The organism is Bacteroides faecis MAJ27 (assembly GCF_900106755.1).
In the GTDB taxonomy this organism is placed as follows: Bacteria; Bacteroidota; Bacteroidia; order Bacteroidales; family Bacteroidaceae; genus Bacteroides; species Bacteroides faecis.
Map to the genome: position 1 here is coordinate 241,869 of NZ_FNNN01000005.1, position 20,771 is coordinate 262,639.

A 20,771-nucleotide genomic window follows, 5' to 3' on the forward strand; every position below is an offset into this window, starting at 1 on the left:
AAGAGAGAGATTTGGCGGTAATCGGATATGTCGGTTGTTCAACTCTCAAAAATAGATGGAGATGACTTTGACGGAATGGCACCGGATGATATGTTCCAACGCTTTTTTGAGCATATCTTGGATGATGACCAGCTGACTGCCGATTACTTTGATGACGATGATCCTGACGCTCTAGATGATAACCTAAAGCTTTCTCAAACGACAAAATATTCAATGACTTCTGATTCTGGTGAAGGTTGTCCGCGACCTTCATTACAATTCCTAAGTTAAAGTGTTTAGGGCTTCTATAAATTCATCAAGAAGGAAGATATGTTCTTGAAGCGTTCTGAGGAGAGTTATAGTAATGTTTGCTTTAATGGTGAGAAGGTTGACTTTGACTCTTTTGAATGGGACTATTTGCTGTATTAGCTAGGAAAAATGGGGGTATGGCTGATAAAATATGTATATACTATAAATGAAATATTAATGAATAAAATGAAAAAGATAGCTTTAATATCAGGAATCACCGGTCAGGATGGTTCATTTTTAGCCGAGTTTTTAATAGAAAAAGGATATGAAGTCCATGGTATCCTTCGTCGTTCCTCTTCTTTCAACACCGCACGTATCGAGCATCTTTATCTGGATGAGTGGGTACGTGACATGAAAAAGGAGCGTTTGGTTAATCTTCATTATGGAGATATGACGGATTCCAGTTCCTTGATCCGTATAATCCAGCAGGTACAACCGGATGAAATTTATAACCTGGCCGCACAAAGCCATGTGAAAGTTTCTTTTGATGTACCGGAGTATACAGCTGAAGCGGATGCTATCGGCACACTTCGCATGCTGGAAGCTGTCCGTATCCTTGGAATGGAGAAGAAGACAAGGATTTATCAGGCTTCCACTTCTGAACTATTCGGTTTGGTCCAAGAAGTTCCACAGAAGGAAACTACTCCATTCTATCCCCGTTCCCCGTATGGAGTAGCCAAACAATACGGTTTTTGGATAACCAAGAACTATCGTGAAAGCTATGGCATGTATGCTGTAAACGGAATCCTTTTTAATCATGAAAGTGAACGTAGAGGAGAGACTTTTGTAACCCGTAAGATAACATTGGCTGCTGCCCGTATTGCGCAAGGTCTTCAGGACAAACTTTATTTGGGAAACCTGAACTCACTTCGTGACTGGGGATACGCTAAGGATTATGTAGAATGTATGTGGCTGATTCTTCAGCATGACACTCCTGAAGACTTTGTAATTGCTACTGGAGAATACCACACTGTACGTGAATTTACGACACTGGCTTTCAAAGAAGTCGGCATTGAACTTCGTTGGGATGGTGAAGGTGTGAATGAGAAAGGCATTGATGTATCGACGGGAGAGGTTCTGGTTGAAGTCGATCCTAAATATTTCCGTCCTGCTGAAGTTGAGCAGTTACTGGGTGATCCTAGCAAAGCCCGTACATTACTTGGCTGGAATCCTACCAAGACTTCTTTTCCCGAACTGGTAAAAATCATGGTATCGCATGATATGAAGTTTGTGAAGAAGCTTCACATGAAAGAACTGATGAATAGAGAAGAATAAGAATGGATAAGAATACGAAGATTTATGTAGCAGGACACCATGGTCTGGTGGGTTCCGCTATCTGGAATAATTTGCAGCGTCGTGGTTACACGAATCTTGTAGGACGCTCTCATAAAGAACTGGACCTTCTTGATGGCGTAGCCGTAAAACAATTCTTTGATGAAGAACAGCCTGATGCAGTTGTCCTTGCCGCTGCGCATGTCGGTGGTATCCTTGCAAACTTGCAGTATCGTGCCGATTTTATCTATCAGAATCTCCAGATTCAGCAGAATGTGATCGGTGAGAGTTTTCGTCATAACGTACAGAAACTGCTTTTTCTGGGCAGTACCTGTATTTATCCCCGTGATGCGACACAGCCGATGAAGGAAGACGCTCTGCTGACTTCTCCTTTGGAATATACGAACGAGCCTTATGCCATTGCCAAGATTGCTGGTTTGAAGATGTGTGAAAGCTTCAATCTTCAGTATGGCACGAACTATATCGCCGTGATGCCTACCAACCTTTATGGTCCAAATGATAATTTCCATTTGGAAAACAGTCATGTTCTTCCTGCCATGATTCGCAAGATTCATCTGGCTAAATGTTTAAACGAAGGTGACTGGAAGGCCGTTCGTAGAGACCTTGACTTGCGTCCTGTGGAAGGTGTGACCGGTAGTGAGTCTGATGCTGAAATATTGGATAAATTGGCAAAATTTGGTATTACTCCTGAATCGGTTACACTTTGGGGGACCGGAACACCTATGCGTGAATTCTTATGGAGTGAAGAGATGGCTGATGCGAGCGTTCATGTACTGTTGAACGTTGATTTCAAAGATACTTATGTTACAGGCAGTAGAGACATTCGTAACTGCCATATCAATGTTGGTACAGGTAAGGAAGTTAGTATCCGTGAAGTTGCTGAAATAATTATGAAGGAAATTGGCTTTAAAGGTATCCTTCTTTGGGATAGTTCAAAGCCTGATGGTACAATGCGTAAATTAACAGATGTATCGAAGTTACACAGTTTAGGCTGGCATCATAAGGTTGAGATTGATGAAGGAATCGAGCGTCTTTATGAATGGTATTTGAAAGGTGTCTAAGTTTTATAATTTATATATTATGGAAAAATTAAACGGAAGGAATGTTTTAATACTGTTGTTGATCCTGCTTCTTACAGCTTGTCAGTCTTATAAAAAGGTGCCTTACTTGCAGGATGCAGAAGTCGTTTTGTATAGTACGCAGAACGAACAGTTATATGATGCAAAGATCATGCCCAAAGACTTGTTGACTATTGTAGTGTCGTGTACCAGTCCTGAACTGGCTGCGCCTTTTAATCTGACAGTGGCTACGCAGAGTAATGCTGCTTTGAATTATACGACTACTCAGCCTGTCCTGCAGCAATATTTGGTGGATAATGAAGGTAATATCAACTTTCCGGTATTGGGTGAACTTCATGTGGGCGGATTGACAAAGAAGGCAACTGAACAGATGATTGTAGAAAAGTTGAAACCTTATATTACGGAAACTCCTATTGTAACGGTACGTATGGTAAATTATAAGATTTCCGTGATTGGTGAAGTTGCCCGTCCCGGTACATTTACGATTTCCAATGAAAAGGTGAACATCCTGGAAGCTTTGGCTATGGCAGGTGATATGACCGTATATGGTCTACGTGATGATGTTAAGCTGATACGAGAGAATGCCAATGGTAAGCAGGAAATTATTCCTTTGGATCTGAATAAAGCGGAGACTATCCTTTCTCCTTATTATTATTTGCAACAGAATGATATTATTTACGTAACTCCCAATAAGGCAAAAGCTCGAAATTCGGATATCGGAACTAGTACAAGTTTGTGGTTCTCTGCTACTTCGATCCTTGTTTCTATTGCCAGTTTATTGTTTAACATCTTGAAATAAAAAGAAAGAGTTATGAAGGAAGAAAATAAAAACGGGAAAGGACCTGAAATGACTGAGGAGCAAATTGATTTCCGGGCATTGCTTTTTAAATACATCATTCACTGGCCCTGGTTTGTAGGTGCTGTGTTGCTATGTTTTGTTGGTGCATGGTTTTATTTGCACTGGGCTACACCCATTTATAATATTTCCGCTACAGTTCTGATAAAAGACGAGAAGAAGGGTGGAGGTGCAGGACTTTCTTCGGAATTGGAGGATATAGGTTTAAGCGGTCTGATGACATCTTCTAAAAACATTGATAATGAGTTGGAAGTTCTACGTTCGAAAACCTTGGTAAAAGAGGTGGTTAATCAGTTGGGATTGTATATAACCTATAAAGATGAGGATGATTTTCCTGCAAAAGGTTTATATAAGACATCTCCGGTACAAGTAAGTTTGACTCCTCAAGAGGCTGAAAAACTGAAAACTTCGATGGTAGTAGAGATGACCTTACAGCCTGAAGGTAGTATGGATGTGAATGTGACTGTAGGTGAAAAGGGCTATCAGAAGCATTTTGAAAAGCTGCCTGCTATTTTTCCGACTGATGAAGGTACATTGGCTTTCTTTCAAGATGTTGACTCGGTAACTTTGCAGGATGGAACGAAAGTTCCTCGGATGGAGAAGAACGTACGTCATATAACTGCGACTATCAATAAACCGATGAGAGTGGCAAAAGGCTATTGTAACAGTCTGTCTATTGCTCCTACTTCTAAAACGACTTCTGTTGCTGTGATTTCATTGAAGAACTCCAGTTTGCAGCGTGGACAGGATTTTATCAACCAGTTGCTTGAAATGTATAATCGCAATACGAACAATGATAAAAACGAGATTGCCCAGAAAACAGCTGAGTTTATTGATGAACGTATTGGTATTATCTCAAAAGAATTGGGTAGTACGGAAGCTAATCTGGAATCTTTCAAGCGTGATGCAGGCATCACGGATTTGACAAGCGAAGCTCAGATCGCCTTGGCCGGTAATGCTGAGTATGAAAAGAAGAGCGTAGAGAACCGTACTCAAATCAGTTTGGTGAATGACTTGCGTAAGTATTTGCGAGGCAATGAATACGAAGTATTGCCGAGTAATGTAGGTTTGCAGGATGCTGCCTTGATTGGGGCCATTGAGCGTTATAACGAAATGCTTATTGAGCGTAAACGCCTGTTACGTACATCAACAGAGAATAACCCTACGATTGTGAATTTGGATACGAGTATCCGTGCAATGAAAGCCAATGTACAGGCTACTCTTGAAGGAACCTTGCAGGGATTGATGATCACTAAAGAGAGTCTTGACCGTGAAGCGAGTCGCTATTCCCGTCGTATCAGCAATGCTCCGGGGCAAGAACGGGCTTATGTAAGCATCGCCCGCCAGCAAGAGATTAAAGCAGGCTTGTATCTGATGTTGTTACAGAAACGTGAAGAGAATGCGATTGCACTTGCTGCTACTGCCAATAATGCGAAGATCATTGATGAGGCGATAGCTGATGATATTCCGGTATCTCCCAAAGGATCTATGATTTATCTGATTGCATTGGTATTGGGTATTGGAATTCCCGTTGGCATTATCTACCTGATAGAATTGACAAAATTTAAGATCGAAGGTCGTGCTGATGTAGAGAAACTAACGAGTGTGCCGGTTGTAGGTGATGTTCCATTGACAGACGAAAAGAATGATAAGAATGGCTCTATTGCGGTATTTGAAAATAAGAACAATCTGATGAGCGAAACCTTCCGTAATATCCGAACCAATCTTCAGTTTATGCTTGATAATGACCAGAAGGTAATCCTTGTGACCTCAACAGTCAGTGGAGAAGGAAAATCGTTTGTTTCGGCAAACTTGGCTATCAGTCTTTCTCTTTTGGGAAAGAAAGTGGTGATTGTTGGTCTTGATATTCGTAAGCCGGGACTGAATAAGGTATTCCAACTTTCAAATAAGGAGAAAGGTATTACTCAATATCTTTCCAATCCTGAAACAGATTTGATGGAACTGGTACAACTTTCTGATGTGAATCAGAATCTATACATTCTTCCGGGTGGTACTGTTCCTCCTAATCCTACCGAACTGCTGGCTCGTAACGGGCTGGACAAGGCGATAGAAACCTTAAAGAAGCACTTCGACTATGTGATAATGGATACTGCTCCTATCGGTATGGTAACCGATACCTTATTGATAGGTCGTGTAGCTGACTTGTCGGTCTACGTATGTCGTGCCGACTATACTCATAAAGCCGAATATACATTGATCAATGAGTTGTCTATTGAGAAGAAGCTTCCTAATCTTTGTACCGTAATCAACGGTGTGGACTTGAAAAAGAGAAAATACGGTTATTACTACGGCTACGGCAAGTATGGTAAGCATTACGGTTATGGCAAACGCTATGGTTACGGCTATGGATATGGCCAAGATGCTAAAAGATAAATATCTGAATATCTATGAATTATAACTTTTCTCAGAAAAAGAGCCCCGCAAGGGGCTTTTCTTTTTGTTATCTGAAATAAAAGTCTCACCTTTGCATTGTTGATCAACGAAACGTGAATAAATAACTTGAATTTGAATCTTTTAAAAAACGTATTATGAGTGTAATTTACAAAGTCGTAACGCGACCATCTGACCCGCGTGTTCCTAATTCTCCTAAGAAATATTATCCGCAACTGATCACCTTAGGTCAGTCTGTCAATCTAAAATATATTGCGCAGAAAATGCAGGGTTATTCTTCCTTGTCCATTGGTGATATCAAGAGTGTGATTCAGAATTTTGTGGAGAAGATGAAGGAGCAACTTCTGGAAGGTAAGTCAGTGAATATCGAAGGCTTGGGTGTATTTATGCTGACTGCCTGTTCGAAAGGTACAGACACAGCGAAAGATGTTACGGCTAAAAGTGTGGACAGTGTACGCATCTTCTTTCAGGCAAATAAAGAACTGCGTATCACGAAGACAGCTACCCGTGCGGATGAAAAACTGGATCTGATCAGTCTGGATGAATATCTGAAGAAGTTGAATGCCTCTGTGACGCCGGATAATCCGGATGATGGTGAAAATGGCGGTGGTGGAAATGAAGGAGGAGGAGACGAGGAAGCCCCGGATCCGACTGTATAATCTGAAAAGCTTAAAAAAGAAAGGAGGAAAAATCTATGAAGAAAACTTGGAGTGTAGTTTTGAAAGTAATCATTGCTGTAGCCGGTGCGATTGCCGGAGTACTGGGAGTACAGGCTGCATCATTGTAAGCAGCATTCAGTAAATAAAGTAATTGGTTAGATAAGACAGGCAGGCGGGAAGAACTTTTCCGCCTGCTTTGTTGTATGCTAAAATATCAAATAGTTGGCGTTACTTTTTCGTGTGCGATAACGAAAACACAAAAAATAACATTTTATTATGTAGAAAAAAGTGAGGGAATGCTTCGTAGTTCACAAATAATGATTAAATTTGCCGCGATTTGTAATGTTGAGTTTGCAAAATGACGAATAATACTATAAAGCATCTGGGTATTGTGGAAAACATACAGGGTTCTCATCTGTCGGTGAGGATCGTTCAGACGTCGGCTTGTGCGGCTTGTAGCGCAAAAGGTCACTGTTCTTCGGCGGATAGTAAAGACAAAATCATAGATATAACAGATGCTGCGGCTGATTCCTATCAGACAGGAGAGCGGGTGATGGTGATCGGCGAAACGTCGATGGGCATGATGGCTGTAGCATTGGCATTCATAATTCCTTTTGTACTTCTGATTGTTTCTCTATTCGTCTTGATGGCGTTGATAGGGAATGAACTGTATGCGGCTCTTCTTTCTCTGGCCGTTCTTATACCTTATTATTTCATTTTATGGCTCAATAAAACGCGAATGAAACAACATTTTTCATTTACTATAAAACCAATAAATAACTAGAACATTATGAATTTGATTCTGATTGCAGTGATTTCATTGGGAGCTATAGCGCTCGTGCTGGCCGCTATTCTTTATGTAGCTTCCAAGAAATTTGCCGTGTATGAAGACCCGCGGATTGCCCAGGTGGGGGAAGTGTTGCCCCAGGCAAACTGTGGTGGATGTGGCTATCCTGGTTGTAGCGGATTTGCCGATGCTTGCGTCAAAGCCGGTTCGCTGGATGGTAAATTCTGCCCTGTAGGCGGTCAGCCTGTCATGGCACAAATTGCTGATATTCTCGGACTGGCAGCTACTGAAGCTGAGCCGATGGTAGCAGTGGTGAGATGTAACGGAAGCTGTGCCAACCGTCCGCGTATCAATCAATACGACGGTGCCAAGAGTTGTGCTATTGCCGCTTCATTGTATGGTGGAGAAACAGGCTGTAGCTACGGATGCCTCGGATGTGGCGACTGTGTGGCTGCCTGCCAGTTCGACGCCATCCACATGAATCCTGAAACGGGACTTCCGGAAGTGGACGAAGCAAAATGTACAGCTTGTGGCGCTTGTGTGAAGGCTTGCCCGAAGGCGATTATTGAGATTCGCCCGCAAGGTAAGAAGTCACGCCGTGTATACATCTCTTGTGTGAACAAGGACAAGGGAGCTGTAGCACGCAAGGCTTGTACGGTGAGCTGCATCGGCTGCGGTAAGTGTGTCAAGACTTGTCCGTTCGAAGCTATCACGCTGGAGAACAACCTGGCTTATATCGATCCGAACAAGTGTAAATCATGCCGCAAGTGCGTAGAAGTTTGTCCGCAGAACACGATTATCGAGCTGAACTTCCCTCCGCGCAAACCGAAGGCAGAAGAAGCATCCAAGCCGAAAACAGAGGAAACTTCAAAGCCGGTTGCTGCAGAAACTCCGAAAACTGTTGCGACAGAAACTCCTAAAGTTACAGAATAATAACAGAATAAAATACAGAATTGTATGTTAAAGACATTTTCAATTGGTGGAGTTCATCCACACGAAAATAAATTGTCGGCACATCAACCTATCATCACGGCAGAAGTTCCTGCGAAGGCAGTTATTCTGTTGGGCCAGCACATTGGCGCACCTGCCAAACCGGTAGTGGCAAAGGGTGATATGGTGAAGGTAGGCACGAAGATTGCCGAACCTGCCGGCTTCGTTTCGGCAGCGATTCATTCTTCAGTCAGTGGAAAAGTGGCGAAGATCGATACAGTGGTCGATGCGAGCGGTTATGCAAAACCTGCTATTTTTATTGATGTAGAAGGGGATGAATGGGAAGAAACCATTGACCGTAGCAAGACATTGGTAAAAGAATGTGAATACTCGGCTGAAGAAATCGTGAAAAAGATTGCTGATGCTGGTATCGTAGGTTTGGGTGGGGCTTGTTTCCCTACACAGGTGAAACTCTGTCCGCCGCCTTCATTCAAAGCAGAATGTGTGATAATCAATGCGGTAGAGTGTGAACCATACTTGACTGCCGACCATCAGCTGATGCTGGAACATGCGGAGGAAGTCATGGTAGGTGTTTCTATTCTGATGAAAGCCGTGAAGGTAAATAAAGCATTTATTGGAATCGAAAATAACAAGCCGGATGCTATTGAACTGATGACGAAAGTCGCTTCCAGTTATGCAGGCATCGAAGTCGTTCCTTTGAAGGTGAAATATCCTCAGGGCGGTGAAAAGCAGTTGATTGATGCGATAACCAAACGTCAGGTGGCGAGTGGTGCGCTGCCTATCTCTACAGGAGCTGTTGTGCAGAATGTGGGTACGGCATTCGCTGTCTACGAAGCTGTTCAGAAGAATAAACCATTGTTTGAACGGGTGATTACCGTGACTGGTAAATCTGTGGCTAAACCTTCCAACTTCCTGGCTCGTATCGGTACACCGATGAAGCAGTTGATTGATGCTTGCGGTGGTCTGCCGGAGGATACGGGAAAAGTGATCGGCGGCGGTCCGATGATGGGGAAGGCTTTGGTGAATATCGAAGTTCCTACGGCCAAAGGCAGTTCGGGTATCCTGATCATGAATCAGAAGGAAGCTAAACGTGGTGAAGCACAAACCTGTATCCGTTGCGCGAAGTGCGTGAGCGCTTGTCCGATGGGACTGGAGCCGTACTTGCTCGGGGCTTTGTCCGAAAACGGAGACTTTGAAACAATGGAAAAAGAAAGAATCATGGATTGTATCGAGTGCGGTTCCTGTCAGTTCACTTGTCCTGCCAACCGTCCGTTGCTTGATTACTGCCGCCTGGGTAAAGGCAAGGTAGGAGCTATGATTCGTGCACGTCAAGCTAAAAAATAACGAAGTATGGAAAATAAATTAATCGTATCACTATCCCCCCACGTTCATGGCGGAGACAGCGTACAGAAGAATATGTATGGCGTGCTGATCGCACTGATTCCGGCTTTTCTGGTGTCTCTTTATTTCTTCGGGCTGGGGGCTCTGATTGTCACGGCTACTTCAGTAGCAGCCTGTTTATTCTTCGAATGGGCGATCGTTAAATTCTTAATGAAGAAACCTGCTACAACTATCTGCGACGGCTCTGCTGTTATTACAGGTGTGTTGCTGGCATTCAACTTACCTTCCAACCTACCTGTCTGGATTATCATTCTGGGCGCACTGTTCGCAATCGGTGTAGGCAAGATGTCTTTCGGTGGTCTGGGATGCAACCCTTTCAACCCGGCATTGGCGGGACGTGTATTCCTGCTGCTTTCTTTCCCGGTGCAGATGACAACATGGCCGGTAGTGGGGCAGCTGACTTCTTATATGGACGCTACCACCGGTGCTACTCCGCTGGCATTGATGAAACAGGCTATTCATGGCGATACAAGCGCTTTGAGCCAGATACCCGATGCGCTGAATCTGTTTATCGGACAGAACGGCGGATGTATCGGTGAAGTAAGTGCGCTGGCACTGCTGCTCGGACTGGCTTATATGCTTTGGAAAAAGATTATCACCTGGCATATCCCGGTTTCTATTATTGTGACTGTGTTTGTATTTGCAGGCATTATGCACCTGGTAGATCCTGAAAAGTATGTTTCTCCGGTATTGCAGTTACTCTCCGGAGGTCTGATGCTGGGAGCCGTATTTATGGCAACCGACTATGTGACTTCTCCGATGAGTAAGAAAGGTATGCTGATTTACGGAGTTTGTATCGGTCTGCTGACGGTCGTTATCCGTCTGTTCGGTGCATATCCCGAAGGTATGTCATTTGCCATCCTGATAATGAATGCGTTTACTCCGCTGATTAACACCTATTGTAAACCTAAACGCTTTGGGGAGGTAGCGAAGAAGAAATGAAAAAGTTACAATCATCTTTAAAGAATATGTTGCTGGTGCTTACAGGAGTCACTGCTGTCTCTGTAGCGTTGCTGGCATATGTAAATGAATTGACGAAAGGACCGATTGCCGAAGCGAATGCGAAAACGCTGAACGAGGCTTTGAAAAAGGTGCTTCCTGAATTTACCAATAATCCGGTAGCTGAAAGCGATACGGTGTTCAGCGAGAAGGACGGAAAGAAAATCGTAGATTTCATTATCTATCCGGCTAAGAACGGGGAACAATGGGTCGGTTCTGCTGTAGAGGCTACGTCAATGGGATTCGGTGGTGAACTGAAAGTGCTGGTAGGCTTTGATGCCGAAGGCAAGATCTATAACTACTCTTTATTGGCACATGCCGAAACTCCGGGACTGGGTTCCAAAGCGGATAAGTGGTTTGGTGCTTATGATCCGGCTAAAGGCGAGCAGGCTGTATCTCACGAGCAAAGTGCGAAGTCTATCCTGGGTATGAATCCGGGAGACGCTCCGTTGGCCGTGACAAAAGATATGAATGGACAGGTAGATGCTATCACTGCTTCCACTATTACCTCACGTGCTTTCCTGAACGCGGTGAATGCTGCTTATCAGGCATATAAAGGCGGTACTGCCGATACAACCAGCGGTGCTTCCCGGAAAAATGAACCGGCTACCGCTCCGGCAAGTGAAGCTGCTGCTGATGACACTAACAACTAAGAAAGGAGGAGACAGATATGAATAACTTTAAAGTAATGATGAACGGGATTATCAAAGAAAATCCTACTTTCGTGCTCCTGCTGGGTATGTGTCCTACGTTGGGTACTACTTCATCTGCTATCAATGGTATGGGTATGGGGCTGGCTACGATGTTCGTACTGATTTGTTCGAATGTGGTCATTTCATCTATCAAAAATTTGATTCCGGATATGGTACGTATCCCGTCGTTTATCGTCGTGATTGCATCTTTCGTGACACTGCTTCAGATGGTGATGCAGGCTTATGTTCCTGACCTGTATGCTACACTGGGACTTTTCATTCCGCTGATCGTGGTAAACTGTATCGTATTGGGACGTGCGGAAGCTTTTGCCGCTAAAAACAACCCGTTAGCTTCTATGTTTGACGGTATCGGTATGGGACTTGGTTTTACCATTGCCCTGACTCTGCTGGGTGCTGTTCGTGAATTCCTCGGAACAGGTAAGATTTTCGACCTGACTATTCTGCCGGAAGAATACGGAATGCTGATCTTTGTTTTGGCTCCGGGTGCTTTTATCGCTTTGGGTTACCTGATTGCAATCATTAATAGCCTGAAGAAAGCCTAACTCAATTAAATAAGAAAAGAATATGGAATATATATTGATCTTTATTTCGGCAATCTTTGTAAACAACATTGTGTTGTCGCAGTTCCTGGGAATCTGTCCGTTCCTGGGTGTTTCCAAGAAGGTGGAAACAGCGATGGGTATGAGCGCAGCCGTTGCTTTCGTACTGACTATCGCTACCATCGTTACATTCCTGATTCAGAAGTTTGTGTTGGATGCTTTCGGATTGGGATACTTGCAGACAATCACTTTTATCCTGGTCATTGCCGGACTGGTGCAGATGGTGGAAATCATTCTGAAGAAAGTTTCTCCTTCTTTGTATCAGGCACTGGGCGTGTTCCTGCCGCTGATTACAACCAACTGTTGTATTCTGGGTGTGGCAATCCTGGTCATCCAGAAAGACTTTGACTTGCTGACAGGAGTGGTGTATGCGTTCTCCACTGCTATCGGCTTCGGTCTGGCGCTGGTACTGTTTGCCGGATTACGCGAGCAGATGAGTCTTGTGAAGGTACCGAAAGGGATGCAAGGCACTCCGATTGCTTTGATTACCGCAGGTTTGCTGGCTATGGCATTCATGGGTTTCTCAGGCGTCGTGTAAAAGACTGAGTTGATAATTAAGATAAAGGGCCGGAAACTCTGTCATGTGGTAATACGCAGACAGTTCGTTTCCGGCTTTTTTCTTTATACCGGGTTTATACCAGATTGGATTTCCATCATACCAAATCGCCCGCAGATCATCCCTTAAGCATCTTCCTGCGAAGAAAATTGAAATAGTTTATTGCATTTTCATTTTATTTCCATACATTTGTACCTCAAACAAACTGAAAACCGAAAAACTAACCATATTTTAAAATTATATGAAAGAAAGAATTTTAGTAACGGGAGGAACGGGCTATATTGGGTCTCACACCGTCGTAGAACTGCAAAACAATGGATACGAAGTAATCATTATCGATAATTTATCAAACTCGAGTGCTGACGTTGTTGACAATATAGAGAAGGTATCCGGTATCCGTCCGGCTTTTGAAAAATTGGATTGTCTTGATTTTGCAGGCCTTGATGCCGTATTTGCTAAATATAAAGGAATTAAAGCGATTATTCATTTTGCAGCAAGCAAAGCAGTAGGAGAGTCGGTAGAGAAACCGTTGCTTTATTATCGTAACAACCTGGTTTCTTTAATTAACCTTTTGGAGTTAATGCCTAAACATGGAGTAGAAGGCATCGTGTTCTCTTCTTCCTGTACAGTATATGGTCAGCCGGATGAGTTGCCTGTAACGGAAAAGGCTCCGATTAAGAAAGCGGAATCTCCTTATGGAAATACAAAACAGATTAATGAAGAAATTATCCGTGATACAATAGCTTCCGGTGCTCCGATCAATGCTATTCTGCTGCGTTATTTCAATCCGATTGGCGCGCATCCTACAGCATTGCTGGGCGAACTTCCGAATGGCGTTCCTCAAAACTTGATTCCTTATCTGACTCAGACAGCGATGGGTATCCGTGAAAAACTAAGTGTATTCGGTGACGATTATGATACTCCTGACGGTTCTTGTATCCGTGACTTTATCAACGTTGTTGACTTGGCTAAAGCACACGTGATTGCAATCCGCCGCATTTTGGAGCAGAAACAGAAAGAAAAAGTAGAAGTATTCAATATTGGTACGGGACGTGGTGTTTCTGTATTGGAACTGATCCACGGATTTGAAAAAGCAACCGGCGTTAAATTGAATTATCAGATTGTAGGCCGTCGTGCAGGTGATATTGAAAAGGTATGGGCTAATCCCGATTTTGCTAATCAGGAACTGGGATGGAAAGCGGTAGAAACCTTGGAAGATACTTTACGCTCTGCATGGAACTGGCAGCTGAAACTCCGTGAAAGAGGTATTCAGTGAAAAGATATTTGTTTTAATTAACATAAAAGTTTAAACAAATCGGTCATGCGATTTGTTTATTAGATGCTAATCAGCTTGAACTGTTTGTGAGTATGTGAATATGAGTAAACGGTACTTATGCCTCTCCGGCATAGACAGGTATGATTGCATAGTAGTTTTGTCGTGTTTTATTTTGTGTTTGTGTTGTGACGGTACTACGACGGGAGTCGTGGTACCGTTTTTTTTGTTGCTCCTACAGCTTGCCTTTATAACTGAATGCGTTACTTCCCCAGTCCGCCTCCGGCAACGTACATCCCGGTTCGAATAAGCCGTATACGGAAGAACCGGAACCACTCATGGAAGCATAGACAGCCCCCTGATTGTATAATTCAGCTTTTATTTCTCCGATCACCGGATGTTGGGGGAATACACTGTTCTCAAAATCATTGATCAATATCTCTTTCCATTCATTGATCGGGCGTTTGATCGCCTCTTTGATGGAGTATTCGGGATGGTGAGGATGAATATTGGCGAAAGCCTCCCGGGTTGATACGAATACATCCGGTTTGATAATCAGAATCTGGTATCCTTTTAAAGATAGTGAAATGGGAGAGAATATATTACCGATACCTTCGGCAAAGGTCGGGGCGTTTCTGATGAAGAAGGCACAGTCGGCTCCCAAAGTCGCGGCATACACTTCCAGCTGATCGTCAGATAGATTCAGTTGAAAGTGTTCGTTGAGCAGTTTCAGCATAAAGGCCGCATCCGATGATCCTCCTCCCAGTCCGGCACCTGAAGGAATATGCTTGTAGAGGTGAATTTCGATGGGAGAGAGGTGAAATTCCTTATCCAACAGCAGATAGGCCTTTACCACTAAATTCTCTTCCGGATTGCCGGATATCTCCATCCCGTACTGATGTAGAGAGAACTTGTTGTCTGCTTGGGGGCAGGTCCGGATTTCCAGCGCATCTTCGAGAGCTACAGGGTAGAATACGGTTTCAAGATTGTGATATCCGTCCGGGCGCTTCTCTGTAATAGAGAGTCCCAGGTTTATTTTGGCGTTGGGGAAAGTGATCATATAAGTTCTGAATTATTATTTTTGAATTTTAAATTATAGGTCGCAAATTTATACTATTGGTGACAAAGTTACTAAAATCTTCATTTTTCCTTATCCTTTCTTCATTATAATATTCTATCTTTGTCATCCCTTTCGGCTTTGGCTATGTCTGAAGGCCGGGGATCATAAATAGTAAATCATAAAATCGTATATAGGCAGATGGCTGAACAAAGAAGAAATTCCCGTAACACAAAATCAACTAAAGTACAACCGGTCAATGATTATGGTCGTATTCAACCTCAGGCGCCGGAGTTGGAAGAGGCGGTGTTGGGTGCTTTAATGATTGAGAAGGATGCTTATTCGTTGGTGAGTGAGATTCTTCGCCCGGAGTCATTTTATGAACATCGTCATCAATTGATTTATGCCGCCATTACTGATCTTGCCGTTAATCAGAAGCCGGTGGATATCCTGACGGTAAAAGAACAGTTAAGCAAAAGAGGTGATCTGGAAGAGGTCGGAGGCCCCTTTTATATAACTCAGTTGAGTAGCAAGGTTGCTTCTTCCGCGCATATCGAATATCATGCCCGTATTATTGCGCAAAAATCGTTGGCGCGCGAATTGATCACATTTACAAGTAATATTCAAAGCAAGGCTTTTGATGAGACGCTGGATGTGGACGACTTGATGCAGGAGGCAGAAGGTAGACTGTTTGAGATTTCCCAGCAGAATATGAAGAAAGACTATACGCAGATTAATCCGGTGATTGACGAGGCGTATAAACTGATTCAGAAAGCAGCTGCCCGAACGGACGGTTTAAGTGGTCTTGAGAGTGGATTTACGAAACTGGATAAGATGACTTCCGGTTGGCAGAATTCCGACCTTATCGTAATCGCCGCCCGTCCTGCTATGGGTAAGACGGCTTTCGTACTTTCCATGGCCAAGAATATTGCTGTTGATTATCGGAATCCGGTAGCGTTGTTCTCTCTCGAAATGAGTAATGTCCAGTTGGTCAACCGTCTTATCACTAATGTTTGTGAGATTCCGAGTGAGAAGATCAAGAGCGGACAATTGGCAAGCTATGAATGGCAACAGTTGGACTACAAACTGAAAGACCTGCTGGATGCCCCGCTTTATGTGGACGATACTCCGTCTTTGTCTGTGTTTGAACTTCGAACTAAGGCGCGTCGTCTGGTACGTGAACATGGGGTGAGAATCATCATTATTGACTACCTTCAGTTGATGAATGCGAGTGGTATGGCATTTGGCAGCCGCCAGGAAGAGGTTAGTACGATCTCCCGTTCGTTGAAGGGATTGGCGAAAGAGTTGAATATTCCGATTATAGCCTTGTCACAGTTGAATCGTGGTGTGGAAAGTCGTGAAGGTATCGATGGTAAACGTCCTCAGTTGAGCGACCTTCGTGAATCCGGTGCCATCGAGCAGGATGCCGATATGGTGTGCTTTATTCACCGTCCGGAATATTATAAGATTTATCAGGATGATCGCGGTAACGACCTTCGCGGTATGGCGGAAATTGTGATAGCCAAGCATCGTAATGGTGCGGTAGGCGAAGTCTTACTCCGATTTAAAGGTGAGTTTACGCGATTCTCTAATCCGGAGGATGATATGGTGATACCGATGCCGGGTGAACCTACAGGTGCTATGCTGGGGTCTAAACTTAATGCAGGCTCTGTGGCCCCGCCTCCGCCGGAACCCGATTTTGTTCCGCAGGGGAATAATCCGTTCGGTGCAACGGAAGGACCATTGCCTTTCTAAAACGATCGTATAATGGAATAGAAACAACTGCTTGATCGGACGAAAACGACCGTTTGATTGGGGAAGATCGACCGCTCTTTTATAATGAAAGATACGGTTGAACAGATAAAACCGACCGCTTGATTGATTCCAATCGAGCGGTCGGTCTTTTTTTATGTATCAGGGATTGAGAGTATTCTGATACCGGTTAGTGACGGTAATGACGGAAAATATCAGGTTTGAGAGTATATAAAGGAAAATAAATAATTAGTAAAATGGAAAATAAAAATTCGAATTAATTATTTTCCTATATATACTATAATATCTCCCTCTATTTTTGTCACTACCGTCACTAATCCTGAATTTATTGAAGAATAATACAGTCTGGTACCCTGTTAGTTTAGCTTCTCTTTACATTTTTCTCTCAAATCGTTCTATGTCAACCGAAAAATCTTATTAACTTTGCGAAACTTTTTGAGAAACAATAAAAATTTAATTATATGAATATCTCTTATAACTGGCTGAAAGAGTATGTCAACTTTGATTTGACACCCGATGAAACGGCTGCAGCGCTGACCTCAATCGGCTTGGAAACAGGTGGTGTAGAAGAAGTGCAAACCATTAAGGGTGGTTTGGAAGGACTCGTGATCGGTGAAGTACTGACTTGCGAAGAACACCCGAATTCCGACCATTTGCATATCACTACCGTCAATCTGGGAGACGGAGAACCTGTGCAGATTGTATGTGGGGCTCCGAATGTAGCTGCCGGACAGAAAGTAGTGGTTGCCACCTTGGGGACCAAACTTTATGACGGTGATGAATGCTTTACTATCAAGAAGTCAAAAATCCGTGGTGTAGAATCTACAGGTATGATTTGTGCAGAAGATGAAATCGGTATCGGTACCGATCATGCAGGAATCATTGTGTTGCCGGCTGAAGCTGTGCCGGGTACTCTCGCCAAAGACTATTATAATATCAAGAGTGACTACGTGCTCGAAGTAGATATTACTCCTAACCGTGCAGACGCTTGTTCACACTATGGTGTAGCCCGTGACTTGTATGCTTACCTGATCCAGAATGGTAAACAGGCTACTTTACAGCGTCCGTCAGTAGACGGGTTTAAAGTAGAAAACCACGATCTGGACATCGAAGTAATAGTGGAAAACAGCGAAGCCTGTCCTCACTATGCCGGTGTTACGGTGAAAGACGTTACGGTGAAGGAAAGTCCCGAATGGCTGCAGAATAAATTGCGCCTGATCGGTGTGCGTCCTATCAATAATGTAGTTGATATTACTAATTATATCGTTCATGCTTTCGGCCAGCCGTTACATTGCTTCGATGCCGGAAAGATCAAAGGCAATGAAGTCATTGTAAAGACATTGGCAGAAGGAACTCCATTCGTCACATTGGATGAAGTGGAACGTAAGCTGAACGAACGCGATCTGATGATCTGCAACAAAGAAGAAGCGATGTGTATTGCCGGTGTGTTCGGCGGACTGGATTCCGGTTCTACGGAAGCTACGACAGATGTGTTCATCGAAAGTGCTTATTTCCATCCTACATGGGTGCGCAAGACTGCCCGCCGTCATGGTCTGAATACGGATGCTTCTTTCCGTTTCGAACGTGGTATCGATCCGAATGGTGTGATTTATTGTCTGAAACTGGCTGCCTTGATGGTGAAAGAACTGGCTGGTGGTACTATCTCATCCGAAATTAAGGATGTATGTGCTGCTGCTCCACAGGACTTCGTGGTAGACTTGTCTTATGAGAAGGTAAATTCGTTGATTGGTAAAGTTATTCCGGTGGAAACGATCAAGAGTATTGTTACCAGTCTGGAAATGAAAATCACGAATGAGACAGCTGAAGGACTGACATTGGCTGTTCCCCCTTATCGGGTGGATGTACAGCGTGACTGCGACGTCATCGAGGATATTCTCCGTATCTACGGATACAATAATGTAGAAATCCCGACTACACTGAATTCTAGTCTGACTACCAAAGGTGAACATGACAAATCAAATAAATTACAGAATTTGGTTGCAGAACAATTGGTTGGCTGTGGTTTCAACGAAATATTGAACAACTCTCTGACTCGTGCGGCTTATTACGATGGCTTGGAGAACTATCCGTCCAACCATCTGGTGATGCTGTTGAATCCGTTGAGTGCCGATTTGAACTGTATGCGTCAGACATTGCTGTTTGGCGGACTGGAAAGCATTGCTCACAATGCCAACCGTAAGAATGCTGATTTGAAATTCTTCGAATTCGGTAACTGCTATTACTTCGATGCGGACAAGAAGAACCCTGAAAAAGTACTGGCTACCTATTCGGAAGATTATCACCTCGGGTTGTGGGTAACCGGAAAGAAAGTTGCTAATTCATGGGCACATCCGGATGAGAACAGCTCGGTATACGAATTGAAGGCTTATGTAGAAAATATACTGAAGCGTCTGGGACTGGATTTGCACAATCTGGTAGTTGGCAATCTGACTGACGATATTTTCGCTGCTGCACTTTCTGTTCATACTAAAGGCGGCAAACGTCTTGCTTCTTTTGGTGTTGTGACAAAGAAACTGCTGAAAGCGTTTGATATCGACAATGAAGTATATTATGCCGACCTGAACTGGAAAGAACTGATGAAGGCTATCCGTTCTGTGAAGATCAGCTACAAGGAAATTTCCAAATTCCCGGCTGTGAAACGTGACTTGGCATTGTTGCTTGACAAGAATATACAGTTTGCCGAAATTGAAAAGATCGCCTATGAGACAGAGAAGAAACTGCTGAAAGAAGTAGAACTCTTCGATGTATATGAAGGCAAGAACCTTGAAGCAGGCAAGAAATCGTATGCAGTCAGCTTCCTCCTTCAGGATGAAACTCAGACGCTGAACGATAAGATGATCGATAAGATCATGTCTAAGTTGGTGAAGAATCTGGAAGACAAACTGGGTGCGAAATTGAGATAACTTTAAAATTCACAATTCAAAATTAATACAAACCAATGGGAAGAGCATTTGAATATAGAAAAGCCGCTAAGCTGAAAAGATGGGGGCACATGGCTAAAACATTTACAAGACTGGGTAAGCAGATCGCTATTGCCGTGAAGGCTGGTGGTCCGGAACCGGAAAATAACCCTACATTGCGTTCGGTCATCGCTACTTGTAAGCGTGAGAATATGCCGAAGGACAATATCGAACGTGCAATTAAGAACGCAATGGGTAAAGACCAGAGCGACTACAAGAGCATGACTTACGAAGGATACGGTCCTCACGGGATTGCTGTCTTTGTGGATACATTGACTGATAATACCACTCGTACGGTAGCCGATGTACGCTCTGTATTCAATAAATTCGGTGGCAATCTTGGAACAATGGGATCATTGGCTTTCCTTTTCGACCATAAATGCATGTTTACTTTCAAGATAAAGGATGGCATGGATATGGAAGAACTGATTCTCGATCTGATCGATTACGACGTAGAAGATGAGTACGAACAGGATGACGAAGAAGGAACAATCACTATCTACGGTGATCCTAAGAGCTATGCCGCTATTCAGAAACATCTTGAAGAATGTGGTTTCGAGGATGTCGGCGGTGACTTTACTTATATCCCAAACGATCTGAAAGAGGTAACTCCGGAACAACGCGAAACTTTGGACAAGATGATCGAACGTCTTGAAGAATTTGATGACGTGCAGACTGTTTATACAAACATGAAGCCGGAAGAAGGCGAAGAATAAGCGGATTATGGAATATGTTTATAGGCCCCAAGGTACTTGCAGCACAAACATCGAACTGAATGTAGAAGATGGAGTTGTGAAGGAAGTTGCCTTTTGGGGAGGATGTAACGGAAATCTTCAGGGGCTTTCACGTCTGGTAAAAGGTATGAAAGTGGAAGATGTGATCAAAAAGCTTGAAGGAGTACGTTGCAGTGGCAGACCGACGTCTTGCCCCGATCAGTTGTGTCATGCACTGCATGAAATGGGGTATTAACGGAAGTTTTCCTTTATAAGATATACACTGGAGGTTGTGTCAAAATGCTGGCACAACTTTTTTTTATGCGCAAAGCCCAGACTTTCCCAAGCCCGGGCTTTGTTATTACCTAATTTTTTTGTAAC

General features: G+C 43.5%; 20 protein-coding genes. 19 read left to right on the top strand and 1 reads right to left on the bottom strand.

Going from position 1 to position 20,771, the window contains the following annotated elements:
- The first annotated feature begins 27 nt into the window (after positions 1-27).
- The 15 genes from BLW31_RS06660 to galE all read left to right on the top strand — a co-directional run bounded on the left by BLW31_RS06660 (position 28) and on the right by galE (position 13,869).
- Positions 28-270, top strand: coding sequence for a hypothetical protein (locus BLW31_RS06660; protein ID WP_010538341.1), 243 nt, complete (start codon positions 28-30; stop codon positions 268-270).
- Positions 271-474: 204 nt separating this feature from the next.
- The gene (gene gmd, locus BLW31_RS06665; protein ID WP_029425586.1) at positions 475-1,563 is read left to right on the top strand and encodes a GDP-mannose 4,6-dehydratase; all 1,089 of its coding nucleotides are present in this window, start codon (positions 475-477) and stop codon (positions 1,561-1,563) included.
- A gap of 2 nt (positions 1,564-1,565) precedes the next feature.
- Positions 1,566-2,642 (top strand): GDP-L-fucose synthase family protein, encoded by a 1,077-nt coding sequence (locus BLW31_RS06670; protein ID WP_010538339.1) that lies wholly within the window; start codon positions 1,566-1,568, stop codon positions 2,640-2,642.
- 19 nt (positions 2,643-2,661) lie between these two features.
- Complete coding sequence (locus tag BLW31_RS06675) at positions 2,662-3,459, top strand: polysaccharide biosynthesis/export family protein (protein WP_008766087.1); 798 nt, start codon at positions 2,662-2,664, stop codon at positions 3,457-3,459.
- A gap of 12 nt (positions 3,460-3,471) precedes the next feature.
- Entirely contained in the window at positions 3,472-5,910 is a 2,439-nt protein-coding gene (locus BLW31_RS06680; protein ID WP_010538338.1) for a GumC family protein, read from the top strand.
- A gap of 155 nt (positions 5,911-6,065) precedes the next feature.
- Positions 6,066-6,587: an HU family DNA-binding protein gene (locus tag BLW31_RS06685; RefSeq protein WP_010538337.1), complete on the top strand. Its 522-nt coding sequence runs from the start codon at positions 6,066-6,068 to the stop codon at positions 6,585-6,587.
- 35 nt (positions 6,588-6,622) lie between these two features.
- The gene (locus BLW31_RS24385; RefSeq protein ID WP_008765124.1) at positions 6,623-6,715 is read left to right on the top strand and encodes a smalltalk protein; all 93 of its coding nucleotides are present in this window, start codon (positions 6,623-6,625) and stop codon (positions 6,713-6,715) included.
- Between the two features lie 230 nt (positions 6,716-6,945).
- Entirely contained in the window at positions 6,946-7,371 is a 426-nt protein-coding gene (locus BLW31_RS06690; RefSeq protein ID WP_010538336.1) for a SoxR reducing system RseC family protein, read from the top strand.
- A 6-nt stretch (positions 7,372-7,377) separates the two neighbouring features.
- Positions 7,378-8,307: a Fe-S cluster domain-containing protein gene (locus BLW31_RS06695; protein ID WP_010538335.1), complete on the top strand. Its 930-nt coding sequence runs from the start codon at positions 7,378-7,380 to the stop codon at positions 8,305-8,307.
- A 24-nt stretch (positions 8,308-8,331) separates the two neighbouring features.
- Entirely contained in the window at positions 8,332-9,669 is a 1,338-nt protein-coding gene (gene rsxC, locus BLW31_RS06700) for an electron transport complex subunit RsxC (protein WP_010538334.1), read from the top strand.
- A gap of 6 nt (positions 9,670-9,675) precedes the next feature.
- Positions 9,676-10,668, top strand: a complete 993-nt coding sequence (locus tag BLW31_RS06705; protein ID WP_010538333.1) for an RnfABCDGE type electron transport complex subunit D — start codon at positions 9,676-9,678, stop codon at positions 10,666-10,668.
- The gene (locus tag BLW31_RS06710; RefSeq protein ID WP_010538332.1) at positions 10,665-11,378 is read left to right on the top strand and encodes an RnfABCDGE type electron transport complex subunit G; all 714 of its coding nucleotides are present in this window, start codon (positions 10,665-10,667) and stop codon (positions 11,376-11,378) included. Before BLW31_RS06705 ends, BLW31_RS06710 begins: the two co-directional genes overlap by 4 nt.
- 17 nt (positions 11,379-11,395) lie before the next feature.
- The gene (gene rsxE, locus BLW31_RS06715; RefSeq protein WP_010538331.1) at positions 11,396-11,980 is read left to right on the top strand and encodes an electron transport complex subunit RsxE; all 585 of its coding nucleotides are present in this window, start codon (positions 11,396-11,398) and stop codon (positions 11,978-11,980) included.
- 22 nt (positions 11,981-12,002) lie between these two features.
- Positions 12,003-12,575, top strand: coding sequence for an electron transport complex subunit RsxA (gene rsxA / locus BLW31_RS06720; RefSeq protein WP_010538330.1), 573 nt, complete (start codon positions 12,003-12,005; stop codon positions 12,573-12,575).
- Between the two features lie 259 nt (positions 12,576-12,834).
- Positions 12,835-13,869: a UDP-glucose 4-epimerase GalE gene (gene galE / locus BLW31_RS06725; protein ID WP_010538329.1), complete on the top strand. Its 1,035-nt coding sequence runs from the start codon at positions 12,835-12,837 to the stop codon at positions 13,867-13,869.
- A gap of 232 nt (positions 13,870-14,101) precedes the next feature.
- Here the strand turns inward: galE and ispE are convergent, their stop codons facing one another.
- Complete coding sequence (gene ispE / locus BLW31_RS06735) at positions 14,102-14,926, bottom strand: 4-(cytidine 5'-diphospho)-2-C-methyl-D-erythritol kinase (RefSeq protein WP_010538328.1); 825 nt, start codon at positions 14,924-14,926, stop codon at positions 14,102-14,104.
- Positions 14,927-15,124: 198 nt separating this feature from the next.
- On the opposite strand from ispE, the gene dnaB reads away from it, so the two are divergent.
- From dnaB to BLW31_RS06755, 4 genes are all read left to right on the top strand, one after another.
- A complete protein-coding gene (dnaB, locus tag BLW31_RS06740) occupies positions 15,125-16,678 on the top strand; it encodes a replicative DNA helicase (RefSeq protein ID WP_010538327.1) in 1,554 nt (517 codons plus the stop codon).
- A gap of 479 nt (positions 16,679-17,157) precedes the next feature.
- On the top strand, positions 17,158-19,620 hold the full coding sequence (gene pheT / locus BLW31_RS06745; protein WP_010538326.1) for a phenylalanine--tRNA ligase subunit beta: 2,463 nt from the start codon (positions 17,158-17,160) through the stop codon (positions 19,618-19,620).
- A gap of 35 nt (positions 19,621-19,655) precedes the next feature.
- A complete protein-coding gene (locus BLW31_RS06750) occupies positions 19,656-20,393 on the top strand; it encodes a YebC/PmpR family DNA-binding transcriptional regulator (protein WP_010538325.1) in 738 nt (245 codons plus the stop codon).
- A 7-nt stretch (positions 20,394-20,400) separates the two neighbouring features.
- On the top strand, positions 20,401-20,646 hold the full coding sequence (locus tag BLW31_RS06755) for a TIGR03905 family TSCPD domain-containing protein (RefSeq protein ID WP_010538324.1): 246 nt from the start codon (positions 20,401-20,403) through the stop codon (positions 20,644-20,646).
- Positions 20,647-20,771: the final 125 nt, after the last annotated feature.

Coding starts and splice junctions, on each gene's coding strand:
- BLW31_RS06660 (WP_010538341.1), top strand. CDS start 28: ATGTCGGTTGTTCAACTCTCAAAAATAGATGGAGATGACTTTGACGGA.
- gmd (WP_029425586.1), top strand. CDS start 475: ATGAAAAAGATAGCTTTAATATCAGGAATCACCGGTCAGGATGGTTCA.
- BLW31_RS06670 (WP_010538339.1), top strand. CDS start 1,566: ATGGATAAGAATACGAAGATTTATGTAGCAGGACACCATGGTCTGGTG.
- BLW31_RS06675 (WP_008766087.1), top strand. CDS start 2,662: ATGGAAAAATTAAACGGAAGGAATGTTTTAATACTGTTGTTGATCCTG.
- BLW31_RS06680 (WP_010538338.1), top strand. CDS start 3,472: ATGAAGGAAGAAAATAAAAACGGGAAAGGACCTGAAATGACTGAGGAG.
- BLW31_RS06685 (WP_010538337.1), top strand. CDS start 6,066: ATGAGTGTAATTTACAAAGTCGTAACGCGACCATCTGACCCGCGTGTT.
- BLW31_RS24385 (WP_008765124.1), top strand. CDS start 6,623: ATGAAGAAAACTTGGAGTGTAGTTTTGAAAGTAATCATTGCTGTAGCC.
- BLW31_RS06690 (WP_010538336.1), top strand. CDS start 6,946: ATGACGAATAATACTATAAAGCATCTGGGTATTGTGGAAAACATACAG.
- BLW31_RS06695 (WP_010538335.1), top strand. CDS start 7,378: ATGAATTTGATTCTGATTGCAGTGATTTCATTGGGAGCTATAGCGCTC.
- rsxC (WP_010538334.1), top strand. CDS start 8,332: ATGTTAAAGACATTTTCAATTGGTGGAGTTCATCCACACGAAAATAAA.
- BLW31_RS06705 (WP_010538333.1), top strand. CDS start 9,676: ATGGAAAATAAATTAATCGTATCACTATCCCCCCACGTTCATGGCGGA.
- BLW31_RS06710 (WP_010538332.1), top strand. CDS start 10,665: ATGAAAAAGTTACAATCATCTTTAAAGAATATGTTGCTGGTGCTTACA.
- rsxE (WP_010538331.1), top strand. CDS start 11,396: ATGAATAACTTTAAAGTAATGATGAACGGGATTATCAAAGAAAATCCT.
- rsxA (WP_010538330.1), top strand. CDS start 12,003: ATGGAATATATATTGATCTTTATTTCGGCAATCTTTGTAAACAACATT.
- galE (WP_010538329.1), top strand. CDS start 12,835: ATGAAAGAAAGAATTTTAGTAACGGGAGGAACGGGCTATATTGGGTCT.
- ispE (WP_010538328.1), bottom strand. CDS start 14,926: ATGATCACTTTCCCCAACGCCAAAATAAACCTGGGACTCTCTATTACA.
- dnaB (WP_010538327.1), top strand. CDS start 15,125: ATGGCTGAACAAAGAAGAAATTCCCGTAACACAAAATCAACTAAAGTA.
- pheT (WP_010538326.1), top strand. CDS start 17,158: ATGAATATCTCTTATAACTGGCTGAAAGAGTATGTCAACTTTGATTTG.
- BLW31_RS06750 (WP_010538325.1), top strand. CDS start 19,656: ATGGGAAGAGCATTTGAATATAGAAAAGCCGCTAAGCTGAAAAGATGG.
- BLW31_RS06755 (WP_010538324.1), top strand. CDS start 20,401: ATGGAATATGTTTATAGGCCCCAAGGTACTTGCAGCACAAACATCGAA.